This is a genomic window from Enterococcus sp. AMC1086 (assembly GCF_058216575.1).
In genome coordinates this window covers 2,908,036-2,921,787 of record NZ_CM177100.1, presented here as the reverse complement: position 1 = coordinate 2,921,787, position 13,752 = coordinate 2,908,036, and the positions used below count along the sequence as shown (strand labels likewise).

7 protein-coding genes are annotated in these 13,752 nt (G+C 32.7%); all 7 read left to right on the top strand.

The features are described 5' to 3' along the window. The 7 genes from AC4BC4_RS13755 (at window position 1) to AC4BC4_RS13725 (ending at window position 13,544) form a co-directional block, all read left to right on the top strand. Window positions 1-1,062 carry a C45 family autoproteolytic acyltransferase/hydrolase gene (locus AC4BC4_RS13755; RefSeq protein WP_438758246.1) on the top strand — a complete coding sequence of 354 codons (1,062 nt, stop codon included), beginning with the start codon at window positions 1-3 and terminating at the stop codon, window positions 1,060-1,062. 145 nt (window positions 1,063-1,207) lie between these two features. Then, the gene (locus AC4BC4_RS13750) at window positions 1,208-1,357 is read left to right on the top strand and encodes a hypothetical protein (protein WP_490476047.1); all 150 of its coding nucleotides are present in this window, start codon (window positions 1,208-1,210) and stop codon (window positions 1,355-1,357) included. Window positions 1,358-1,676: 319 nt separating this feature from the next. Continuing rightward, complete coding sequence (locus tag AC4BC4_RS13745) at window positions 1,677-3,152, top strand: helix-turn-helix domain-containing protein (RefSeq protein WP_490476046.1); 1,476 nt, start codon at window positions 1,677-1,679, stop codon at window positions 3,150-3,152. 601 nt (window positions 3,153-3,753) lie between these two features. Beyond that, on the top strand, window positions 3,754-7,500 hold the full coding sequence (locus tag AC4BC4_RS13740; protein WP_438758250.1) for a SpaA isopeptide-forming pilin-related protein: 3,747 nt from the start codon (window positions 3,754-3,756) through the stop codon (window positions 7,498-7,500). Continuing rightward, window positions 7,497-9,413 carry a SpaA isopeptide-forming pilin-related protein gene (locus AC4BC4_RS13735; protein WP_438758251.1) on the top strand — a complete coding sequence of 639 codons (1,917 nt, stop codon included), beginning with the start codon at window positions 7,497-7,499 and terminating at the stop codon, window positions 9,411-9,413. The genes AC4BC4_RS13740 and AC4BC4_RS13735 overlap by 4 nt, the downstream gene beginning before the upstream one ends. Before the next feature lie 42 nt (window positions 9,414-9,455). Continuing rightward, complete coding sequence (locus tag AC4BC4_RS13730; RefSeq protein ID WP_438758252.1) at window positions 9,456-10,355, top strand: class C sortase; 900 nt, start codon at window positions 9,456-9,458, stop codon at window positions 10,353-10,355. A gap of 435 nt (window positions 10,356-10,790) precedes the next feature. Then, entirely contained in the window at window positions 10,791-13,544 is a 2,754-nt protein-coding gene (locus AC4BC4_RS13725) for a hypothetical protein (RefSeq protein ID WP_490476045.1), read from the top strand. Window positions 13,545-13,752: the final 208 nt, after the last annotated feature.

Here is a 13,752-nt window from a genome sequence, read left to right as displayed (position 1 = left end):
ATGATTCATCGCTATATAGAAGTAACAGGATCAGCATTTGAACGTGGAGTCAAAATCGGTGAAGTATTGAAAATGCAGATCGAAACAAACTTATCCAGTCAAAAATTATTTTATAAAGACCCAGCTGAGATCATGGTTAAATGGTTGGAAAAAGCACAAATATATCTTGAATTTACAGAAAAATTTGCACCAGAAGTAGCGACTGAAATGCGTGGAGTTGCCAAAGGAAGCGGTCTAGATTTTCAAGAGATTTTGTATCTGTACACGGTGTATGAACGATCATTTTTTGACGAATTGATCAGTGATAAATGTACCTCGTTTGCAGCTAAAGGAAATGCCACCTTTGATGGATCTGTGATTTGTGGTCAAACAAATGATGAGCGACTTGATGAATATCGTTCTGAGGTCGATTGTGTTGTACACCATAGAGAGAGTGGATCTGATTTTGAATCACTAGTTTATAGTCATCCAGGCATCCCAGCGTATATGGGAATGAACAATTATGGTTTAGCTGTTATGTGGACGTATATCGATAATGGTCAACGGAAAGAGGGGCTACCCACAGCTGGAATTATTAGAGAGCTGATCAATAAGAAAAGTTTAAAAGAAGCACGAGATTATCTTTATAGTGTCCCTCATGCCGTACCAAATCAATTTAGTTTATCTCATGCTACCGAAGGAATCGCAAGTTTTGAATGTTTTCCAAATAAGATTTATGAACACAAGTCGGCAGATATAATGATCCATGCGAATCATAATAGTATCGCCTTAGAAGAACCAGAAGAAGGCGGCTCTAAAACATCTCATTCTCGTTTTGAAGCGATGGAAGCAATACTTAATGAAAATTACGGTATTATCGATGCGGAGCTCGGGAAACAGTTTTTAGCAAACCATCGTAATTTTCCCAAAAGTATTTGTAATCATCCTTCTCCAGAACATCCATTATCTAAGTCTTTAGCTTCAATGGTTTTTGATTTAGGCAAAGGAGAAATGCATTTGGCGTTTGGAAATGCTTGTGAACAGCCATTTCATACGTATCGATTCAAACAATGGTTTGGATAATAATAAACGAATTTGAGATTTATACTCAAACGAATAATCTAGAGACTAATCAAATTGATTGGCATCTGGATTATTTTTTTTACAAAATAAGAACACCTTTGATAAAATAAGCGTAACGACACAAATAAATTAGCGAGGTGTTCCTATGTTGGAAAATTATCCCAGAAATCAAGTCATTCTTTTTCCGGATTTTAGCTTTCAGTTAGAAAAAAACGCTATTGATTTTGGCGTTGATGAGTTAATTGAAAGAAACTATGAGGAGCGCTTTCTACTGAAAGTGAGTTATACTCTTTAAATTTCCTGCAAACTGATTCTATTATAGACGAGCATAAGCAAGAGAATGTTCTACTTGAAAAAACGTAATAACCAAATGAGTGATGTTTAGCAAATAGATAAAACCTATGTTAAAGTTGATAATAGAGGATACTATGTGTATTGTGCGATGGATTCTTTTGGTCTAAAGCCTCGTGTTTGTCTATGTAATAAGATCATAGTGCCACTAAAAAAAAACGAATCTGAAAAACTTTTCAGTAAGAAACTAAGAATTTTATGCGAAACTGTTCTCACTTATCATTTTGTAACAAAATCAATATAAATATAGGAAGTGTAAATAAATGGAGCAAGAGATTTTAAACTTACTTGATAAAAAAAATAGATTTTTATGTTTGATGATTGATTTGTGCCAAAAAGAAGAAGATTGGCTATCTATTTATAAATTAAATTTGGAATTAAATAGAAATCAAAGAAGTATTCAACGGTATATTCATTGTCTAGAAGAAAAAGTAGCAGAATATAATAGCGAATCAAAAACTAATATTGAAATGATCTATGATAAATATAAAGGGATCAAAATTACCTATGGGCAAAGCGCCGCTTTTAAATTAAAAAACTTTATCATTAGTAATGATGATACGATCAAATTGTTGAATGAATTGATTTTTTTTAAGGTATCATCAATTGAAATGTATTCAAGAAATCATTTTACAAGTGAATACTCTTTGAAAAATTCACTAAAAAAAATAAATGAGCTTTTACAAAGTTTCCAGCTAAAATTGTCTAAACATCAGCCAAATTTTGAAGGTCTTGAAAGAAATATTAGAATATTCATTTACATCTATTTGTGGACAATACATAAAGATGATGATTGGCCGTTTGATTACATTTCCGAAAATAAAATATATACTTCTGTAGATAATTTCTCTAAAAATACAGAATTAAATTTTACTAATATCCATAGAAAACAGATGGCTTACTTGCTCAGTGTGAATTTATTAAGAAATAAAAGAAAATTTTATATTAAAAAGGATGCTGATTGGGATAAGTACGTCGATTTAGAAATTATTAAACAAAGTCCAATTGTCATTCAGGGAATGGAAAATTACCATTATTATATTGAGAATGACATCTATTTTCTTTTGTTGTTAATACAAATGAAATACCGAATGTTTAAATCGAAATTGTTAAGAGAAAAGATTTTTTCCTATCATAAAAAAAGAGATTCCGATGTTTATATTTTGACAAATAAAATGATGCTCTTATTTCAAAAAAAATTTTTTGTGATACCACCAGACATGAAAGATGTATTTTTCACCTACTGTTTTTGTGCCCATTTATTTTGCAAAGTATTCAAAGGCGTTCGTTTTGATATCGATGGATATGATGTTCTGATAGAAAATGATAACGCACCTGAATTGTTAAATAAACTTCATGAATTTTTGAAAGAATTAAGAAACGATTTTGATAGCCCTATTTTTTTAGAGGAATCTTTTTTAATAAGAAAGTATTTTTTGGTATTTTCTTATCTCAAAAATCCAACCATATATGAACCTAAAATAGCTATAGGAATTGATTCTGATTTGCCCTTCTTTATTCGAGAAAGCATAAAAAAAGATATTAAAAAACGATTTGAAAATCGGTATAATTTAGAAGTGATAGAATCGAATGACTTAGAAATGGATATTATCTTAACGAATATGCCCTCTCTTCATGATAATGAAAAACATATCTGTGTTATTAGTTATCCTCTACAAAATAAAGAATATCAAATAATTGAACATAATTTGGCAAAGGTTCTCACTGAGAAGAGGTAAGCAAAGGCAGTTTAAAGGTTCGATTCAATAAAACTGAAGAAACAGCTCCCACCATTTATTCGGATTCCTTAAGGCTAGGATATAACTCGTAGAGTTATGTCTTAGCCTCTTCTTTTTGTTTGCTCGAAAATAATCATGCCAAAAGAAACTAAACTTGGAATTTTAAACATTATGAAGTCATAAGCATTGTTCTTTTGTAGTTCACCCAATAGATGGTTTTATCTGTTTCCTATATGTAAAAAAATTAACTATCTTTTTTTCCTGAATTAATATGTGATTTCTCCATATTTTGTATCGAACATATATTATCTTCATATCTTATTGAGATTGATTGTCTGTATGCTATCTAGGCAATCGTTTTAAGCGCATTACTTTAAAATAGACGTGTAGAAAAATACTAGCAAAACTAAATATGTCGTGGAAAACGACAATATTTATTCCATTTTAGAAGACTAAATAATATATAGTCTTCTTAGTGGAGCGGATAATAAATAACAAAAGTCTTTTTAAGAATTTTATGAAAAAGCTTATTTCCAAGATGTTTTTAAAGTATATTATTATAGAAAATAACTTTTTTATAATAAAAGGAGGAGTAATTATATTGAAAAAGTATAAAATGTATTGTCTAATTATATTATTTTCCCTTGTTGGATTAGCTGCATTACTTAATAGTGGTGAGATAATTAGAGCAAAAGATGAATTTATTGAAACGAACAAGTTATATTTTTCAATCGATGATGCGTCAACAAATCTTAAATCTGTAGAGATTCGAGAAAAAGAAAAAATTGTCGTCAACTTAAATAGCGAAGATGAGACAATCGAAACAGCAAAAATTAAGCTACCAGAGGATGTGATGGTTGATCTGGATGCGACAAATGAACGGCTGTTGGAACAATATCCTGAGATAAAAGACTCCGATGAAATTGTAACGGAAGAACAGGGAGAATTACAAATCGCGCTAAAAACACAAACTATCTATATAAGTAAAGTCCCTTTAGTGCTAGGTTTTAAGGAAGGCGAGAAACAAATAGATTCTCAGAAATTAGATGCACAAACAATAATTGGAGGGCAAACATATCATTCACCAGAGCTGTTGCTAATTCCAATAAATGAAAACAGTCGATTAGAGAAACCATGGAATGAAACAAAGAGTGAAGAAACAAAAATCCAGCCGCGTGCTGGAAATTTAAATGTTGATATTCATATAGGCGCTGTTTTTGACAAAATAGAATCAGGAGCTGATGGGGTTTTTGAATTTAATTTTAAAACAACCGGAAGCCAGACGCTTTATAAAAATGGTCAAATCGAAATTCAATTACCTGACAATGCGGTATTTGATCAAGAGTTGAATCAATTGATGATTGCGGGTGTAACGCCAACTTATGAGCCGACTACCCATCAATTACACTATTTCTTTGAAGAGATAGAAGGTGGTATTTCTTGTACACAAATCATCAAAGTAAAAACCGAAAATGGTTTGACTGAAAATGGGACAAAGTTAAAGGCATCAGCTGTATTTAAGGCAGACGATTTTGAAGATAATACCTATACTGAAGCAACAATCACTGTAGGTTCTTCCCTTGGGATGTCAAGTAGTAAAGATTATACAAAAACGCTTGATCCAAAAGGAAATGAGCGAGAGGGGCTTCCTCAGCCAAAAGATACAGGCATCTGGCAGCTAAAAATGACTATTCCTAAAAAAGAGCGTGGCCAAATGTATCTCCAGGAAGGATCAAAAATTGTAATAACAGATCAGTTACCCAAAGAATTAAAATATGTGGAAAATTCAGGAAATGGTGTATATGATGCAAAAAATAATACCATTACATGGACTTTTGATGCCCCTTCTATAAAAGAGCAAGAAGAAGCAGAGCAAACGATATTTTCAATGGAAGATTCGATTAAAACAGTGTTTCCAGAGGGAATAAAAAGTGTAGCCAAATACACGAACAATGCGACGTTTTCTGTTATTGATATAAATGGAAATGAGATAATAGATAAAGACTCAGCACAAATCAGTGTATTTCCTAATACAAACGAAGTGACACCGCCTATCCAAGGTGCATTACTCGTTCCTTCACACTATGGCCCTTTAAATGGAAAAGGAGAGTATTCTTTAGATTCATCTAATATGAATCCTACCCCATCGGTCTATGATTCTGCGTTATTAGGATTTTATTTTAATTCTACTCCCTATAAAGCAGATAATCCAAACAAGCCATTTGAAAGCTATGAAGTAACTTATAATATAGATGAACATTTAGATCTAAATGCCTTTAGATTTAGCGCACCTGAGTATGCACCGAATTATGGCTATTATAGTAATGGTACCTCTTATTATCTACCAGACAGTGCTAATAAAATGAAGATATACGGTACTATTGATGGCAAAGAACAACTATTATTAACTAATCCGCCATCCATGACTTTTTTTAATATGAAAGATCTGGGTGTTACGGGACATATTTCAAAGTTAAGAATTCACTATACTTATCGTTCTGCTGGAACAAGCCAAGCGTTTAATATGAAATATGACATACAAAAAGGCTATACAGGTAAAGTTAAAAATTCTTTAGGGATAAATTATGTAGGATATAATAATCAAGGAAATAAAGTATCTAGCAATCAGATTGCAGGTAATAGTAGTACTGTGATAAGCCGATTTAGCGAAGATCGCACGGCAAACGTTGTAAAGGTACCAGTTGGGAACAATGAACCCATTGTTTCAAATACAATCAAGTTTGATAAAGAAGAAAATGGATTAGTTTTTGAAGGAAAAAATCGTTTAAAAGGAACCTTCAAAGTAGATCCTAGTTCTGCAGTGGATGCCAAAGGGCCATTTGAGACGTATGTATTGTTACCAGAAGGTGTTCATTTGGACAAAGAAAATCCAGATGAAAAAATCACTAGCAGTAATTCCTGGATCAGTTCAGAAAATATACCAGTAGATGGAAAAATAACGATTGAAGATGAAGACTTTCTTGACCAGAGCAGGCAGCTCGTGCTTGTGAAAATGAATACAAATTTATTGTCTGTTAATCAAGTACTGAATTATGAGTTTAATATCATTATTGATGATGATGCGTCACCGACGCTTCAACCAGAGGCGTATAGTTTTCTAAAAGATACGAAATTTAAAGTTCCTAAAAACTCTGGAAATAGCATTACCGATTCCGTCATTGAAGAAGATAGTCATGATCTTACTGGTAATGGAGATAAGACACAAAAACTTGTTAAAACAGCGAACCAATACTTTTTAACGAATTCTAATGGCATCATGGTAAAAGAACTGATCAAAGGCGAGTTAGATGAGGAGTTTTCTTTATTTGGCTTAACGAATCCAGGTGGCGATATTGATTATAAAATGGAATTGACAAATACTGGATCAAGCAAGCTGTCCACACTGACATTAATGAATGTGTTACCTTCTGTAGGCGATTTAGGAATTACAGATAATGACCCTTTAAACAGTAAATTCACTCCAACTTTAACCGGACCTGTTGATTTAACAGATATTTGGGAAAATAAAGTAGATATTTATTATAGTACTGCAACAAACCCAAGTCGAAAAGATTTAATCAAGGATGTCAATTACCCATCTTCTACTAAGCCGATCCAAGATCCAGCAGGTGCGCAAGATCCGAATTGGATGACTGAAAATGAGGTGAAAGACTGGAGTGAAATTCATAGTTTCATGTTGAAATTAAAAGCAGGACAGGCATGGAATGCAGCCGAAGTTTTAACCTTAGATTTTAATATGAAGGCTCCAGAAAAGTTAGATCCAGAATTGACAAATTCGACAATTCCAGAAAGAGATCGTGCAGCTTGGAATTCATTTGCTTATACGGTAAATCATTTACAACCGGTGGAACCTAGAAAAGTAGGCGTTGCAGTCAATAATGATTTTAACTTGAAAGTAATCAAAGAATCTGAAAGTAATAGTGATCAAAAATTAAAAGATGCGGAATTTACATTGTATGATCAACAAATGATACAAATTGATCAACAGCTAACAAATGATAATGGCGAAATTAATTTTATGAATTTAGCACCAGGAACGTATTATTTACAAGAAACGAAAGCACCAGTAAATCATCAACTGAATCCAACCCTTTATGAAATTGAAATTAAAAGTAATGGTGAAGTTAGCGTTAAAAATCCAGATGAGTTACTTAAAAATATAGAAAATGCTGATGAAGAAGCTCAAATCACCCTAACACTAGCGAATAGACCAGTAAGGATTATCAATACAGGTAGTCAAGAGATACTAGTTAGTTTCATTGTAGGGATTTTAGCAGTATCTAGTGGTGCAGTTTATCTTATTAAAAGAAGGAGACAAAGCAAATGAAGAATATAAAAAGAGAAAAATTTAGTCACGTTAGAAAAAGTAGCCTGTTGATCATTGTATTATTAGGGGCATTGGGAACGCTGTTTGGAACTGCAACAGCCTCTTTTGCAAAAACGAAAGACGTTCCGGAGACGACAACGATTATTGTTCATAAATTACAATACACAGATGAAAATCCAGAAGGAATCGTTAATGATGGTTCAACAGTTGCGTTGCCAAATGGTGTTGAAAATTATAATCCTAAAAAATATGGCGATGTTAGCTTTAGCTTAGTAGACATTTCTGAAATAGGTAAAACTAAAACGATTGAAGAAATTCAAACAGAATTGAATCAATTGAATCAAACAGACTATGTTGCTTGGATCAGTAAAAATGGTACAGTTGTTTCTGAACAAAAAGCGGATGAGAATGGCGCTATAATCTTCAAGGATGTTCCTTCAAAAGTAATAGATGGTGAACACCCAATCTATGCAGTCTTAGAAACAAAGAGTCCTAAGGGGTTAGTCAAAAAAATAGCACAACCAATTATTGTTGAATTGCCTATGACTAATAAAGAGGGAACTGATTTTTTACCTGAAATCAATTTGTATCCTAAGAACCAAGTACAAGAATTGTCGTTGACACTGACAAAATATGCTGAAGAAATAGGCTCTGGACATGAATTAGCTGGAGCAGAATTTGATGTATATCTTGGCGTGCCAGGTTCTGGAACAAAAATGAATGATAAGCCATTAGTTACAGACGCTAATGGGCAATTAACAGTAACCGGCTTAACAGTAGGCAGTTATTATCTTGTTGAAACCAAAGCGCCACAGGGATATGTTCTTCATCCAAATGCACAAAATGACGAAAATAATAAATTGATTTTTGTCATTACAGAAGAGGGCATAGATTCAGATACATTAAAAATTAGTCTAACCAATTATAAAAAACCAGATAGTGATAAAACAGTTGAAAATGGAACTGCTCCTGGAACGAATAATAGTAGTTTTGCAGTAGGAGATCCTGTAAATTATAAAAATACCATTTATGTTCCAACAGATATTTCTAATGGCTCACTTGTAAATGGAAATGGTGAGACAGAAACAACGTCTGGCTATACAGTATTTAAATATACGGATATTGGTGGTAAAGGCTTAACGTATAAAGGAACTGAAAAAGATGTTATTGTAACGGATACCGCAGGCAAAAAATTAGTACTTGGGACAGATTATACGTATAAAAGTGAAACCAATGGTTTTACGATCGATTTTATTATGACAGATGGGAAAGTCAGCCAAAATGTTGCAGCAGCAGCGGGTAAAAACTTATTAGTAACCTACCAAATGATCATTAATGAAGAGGCGAAAGTGATTATTGAAAATGGTAATGGGTTGGAAAATAGCTATGATTTAACTTGGAATAATAATCCTAAAGGTGAAGATCAGCATGAAACTGGGAAAGTACCAGTATATACAGGTGGCGCAAAATTTATCAAAGAAGATAGTAAAACTAAAAATCCTTTAGCTGGGGCACAATTTGTTTTGTTAAATAATAAAGGAGAATACTTTAATGGATGGTCAATAGATGAAAAAGGTAATAACTCAATACAATGGGTAACTACTCAACCGACTGAAGGACCTGGAATTTTAGAGTCTAAAGAAGATGGAACATTTGAAATATTTGGACTTCCTTATGGAAACTATCAATTAAAAGAGATAAAAGCACCAGCAGATTATAACTTGTTAACAAAAACAATTGATTTTGAAATTACTGAAACAACTTATAACGGCTCGTTAATTGGTATTCAGAATAAAAAGAAAAGTAATTTGCCGCTAACTGGTTCAGTAGAACTAATTGTATTGACGATTTCGGGACTTGCTTTGATTGCGTTAGCTAGTATTTATTTTGTTAAAAGAAATCAAGTAAAATAACGAGAAAAAATATTAATAAAAAATGGAAGTAGGTGTAAAAAGATGAGTGAGAAAGCAAAAAGACCTCAAAATAAAAAGACTCAAAAGAAAAAAACTAAAAAAGAGCAACATCAGCAAGAAGTGATTAGACAAGCAAAGAAGAAAAAAAGAATCAAACAAAAATGTAAAGACTGTCTTTTTATTTTGCTTATTATTATTGGGATTGGTTTAATAGCTTATCCTTTTTACACAGATTTCCAATTAAATAAATACCAGCAAGTAGAAATACGTAACTATAATGCAGCGAACAGAAAATTATCGGCTAAAGAAAAAGAGAACTATAAAGAAAAATTGGAACATAAACAAGAAAAAAAAAACCATAACAATCGATCTTTATTATCTAGTAAATTAGATTTAAAAGAGAAAAAAGTGCCGGAAGTAATTAGTATATTGGAGATCCCAAAAATTGATTTAAAGGTGCCTGTTTATCCGATAAGTTCAAATTTAGTATTAGAAAAAGGCATAGGTACATTAGAAGGAACTTCTTTACCTTTCGGAGGTAAGGGGAATCATTCTGTTCTTACAGGCCATAGGGGGCTGTCTTTAGGAAAGATGTTTACAGACTTACCTAAATTAAATAAGGGAGATTTATTTTATATGGATGTATTGGGAGAAACACATGCCTATGAAATAGATCAAATAAAAACTATTTTACCTGATGATTTATCTCATTTTGACAAAGAAGAAGGTAAAGATCTTATTACATTAGTTACGTGCACCCCAATCGGAATAAATTCTCATCGATTATTAGTAAGAGGACATCGCGTTGCTTTAGAAATGGAAGAAAAAGAAAATCAAACACCTTATTTTTGGAATCTAAAACATACTATTTTAATAAGTCTTTTAGTAGTTATTTGTCTTATTCTTATAATTAGATATTTAATTATAAGGATAAAACAGTGACGTGTATAGGTGAAATGATAACGGTTCATTATCAAAATAGTAAGGTGACTCGGCTAGCACCTGGTGTGATCAAATAAGAAATACATTTGCTAAAATAGAATCAAAAAAATCTAGCACTTACTATTTTTCTTGATACTATTTTAGCCTAATTAACCTTTTTTATTACTAATTAATAAAATAAAATCATTATAATTTTTATTTAAACTTTTAGATAATAATTAGATAAACCGATAAAATTTATTGAGAATATAACTTTTTTAAAATTAAATATGTTATACTAAAACGATAGCCTTACTAATAGTAAGAGGAGCTGAGACTCTTATTTATGTGAAAATAGGGTATAACTGTAGATTTAACTGAAAAACTCAGCTCATTATTTTTGATACATATTAATGTATAATATTTTTTAGTAATTAATAAAAGCGAGGTAAATTTATGAAACACACACACATTTTGATGACACTGGTACTATTATCTTCTCAATTTTTATTTCCAATAAGTAGTTTTGCAACACAAAACACAAATGTAGCTACTGAAGCAATTGCTCCGAGTACTACGACTGATGAAAAATTAAAAACTAATTTACAAAATGTTGCTGAAGAGGAAGTAACTGAGTCATCAATAACAGATTCACAAAACGTTGCCGAAGAGAGAAATACTGAGTCATCGATCACTGATTCGCAAAGTGTTACTGAAGAGGAAGTAACTGAGGTATCAACAACCAATCCGCAAAAAGTTTCTGAAGCTGAAAAGGAAGTTACTGACATCTCAGCAAATGATTCAAATATTGTCGATTTAGGTGATGTAGATATATCCGTTGGTAGTGACACTGTAAATTCTGAAGATTCTCCATTGACTGGCAATGGCTTTATCTACAATGTTATTGTTAAGAACAATAACTCAGATGGAAATGTCATTCCTAAAGGAAGTCAAATCAAAATTAATTTGACTTCTAATAGTATGGATCCTGCCAAGCTAATATCTACCGATAAAAGTTATTTAGCTAATAGCAGTGTAACGCCTAACTTATACGAACTGATATCCTATTCAAATGGTGTTATTATTATAGAGAATACACAAGATTTATATCAAGGAGTATCTTCATTTAATTTAACACTTGTAAGAGCATCCTCAGCACAGACAGATTCAGGTGCGATTTTACCTATCTCTGTAAGTGGAGAATTTTTACTGAATGATGACTCATCTACAAGTAATAAAGAATTTCCTTTAGATCCTTCAATAATTTATATTGCGACTGTTAAATCTGGTGGTGGCGGTGGACAAGTATCTGTTCCTGGTTATGTCGACTATGCTGGTCATTCCCTACCAGATGTTAATTATTTAGGTTCAAAATTAGGTGGTTATGGCCAATTTGACGGATCAAAGACCTATAACGGAAGTCTTTATATGTCTTTTCTATCTGCTTGGGTTAAAGGATATGTAAGTAATAATAGAGTTGTACTTTGGTCACAGTCAAATCATGCAATTCCAAAAGAAAATTATAAGATTTATACAAATTCAAATGGTAAAATAACTGATCTCACTGATACTGAAAGTTTTGTATGGGAATATTCTGAAAATGGAGTTAAAGTAGATTTGTCCAATTGGTCAAAAACTGAAGCTGGTAAATTATCTAACGGAGCCGCAGTATACTTGGTTTCGTATATCCCAGTTTCCTCCGAGGATGAGATTGTAATATACAATGGGAATTTAGGATGGTACGGTATCGACCAATGGCCTAATGCTCCTACTCTATCTGGTGTATTTAAAAACCCTAGTTCCAGTACTTCTGTCCCTTATTTTAGGACTACAGGGAATGCAACTATCTATAATACAGATACCTATAGCCCTATGACTGGAATAAATGCGTATTTAGGAACTGAACAAATAAATGATCAAATTGAAATTCAAGATTTAGATGGTTACCCTGAATCTGGAGAAAAACCTGAGGTAGGTACCTATAATATACAATACTCTATACAATATTTAGATGAAAATGGAGAAATTTCTACTAAGACAACAAGCAGAATAATAACTGTTATAGAAAACAAGCAAGCTATAGTGGGTTCTGATTACACTATGTATATAGGTGATAGAGAGGCCACACTCGCTGATTTCAACACTTCTGCGACAGACAAAGATGGTAATTCTATTGATGTGACTGCGGATTTATCTAAGATAGATTTCTCTAAAGTGGGAACTTATGATGTTGAACTGACTGCTACAGATGGTCAAACAAAACTAGTTCAACTAATAATCAAAGAAAATAAACAAGCCATAACGGGTTCTGATTACACTATGTATACAGGTGATAAAAATGCCACACTCGCTGATTTCAACGCTTCTGCGACGGATAAAGCTGGTGACCCAATTGATGTGACAGCAGATTTATCTAAGATAGATTTCTCTAAAGTGGGAACTTATGATGTTGAACTGACTGCTACAGATGGTCAAACAAAACTGGTTCAACTAATAATCAAAGAAAATAGACAAGCTATAACAGGTTCTGATTACACCATGTATGTAGGGGATCCAGAAGCTACTTTAGCTGATTTTAACGCTTCAGCTGTCGACAAAGACGGTAATATGATTGAATTAACTTTAGATCTATCTAAAGTAGACTTCTCTAAAGCGGGTACGTATGAGGTTGTACTTGCAGCAGCAGACGGTCAAAAAAAATCAGTTCAATTGATCATTCTAGATAAAGAAGTAGGGCCAAGTATCGAAGCAACCGATAAAACGATGTATGTAGGTGATACATTAACGAAAGAGGATATTCTTGCTTGGGCAACGTTTAATCATGCAGAGGGATTGACTCAAGGCTTTGAAGTCATTGGGACACCTATCCCAATTTCTTCTTCAGACAAATTAACGACTGGCGGAGAATATAAAATCAAGTATTATGTTCAAGGAAAAACAAAAGCAACAGAGGATACTCTTGCAGAGAAAGAAATTACCTTAACGGTGGTCAAAAAGACAACTGGAAAAACGAATCATACCGATCCATCAAAAACAATTGACTCAGGTAGTACAGGAACCACTGTTAAACCAACAAGCAACGTGTCTTCAAGTAAATCTTTTCCAAATACAGGAGAACAAAAAACAAACTTATTCTATGTTTTTGGGAACCTACTTGTTGTGGCATCATGCGTATTATATGTTTGGATGAGAAAAGAAAAACAAAAGTAAGGTATAGCAAAGAAGACCTCTTTGTCGATCAATATTGATAAAGAAAGTTCAAATAATTAAAGCGATTATTGTGAGAGGTTGGGACAGAAGCATTTAACTCTGAGAAATAAGTTGCTTCTGCTCACACTGTTCATTCTGATTTCTTAAGGCTAGGATATAACTCGTAGAGTTATGTCCTAGCCTTTTTCTGTTAAATAGTACCAAAATA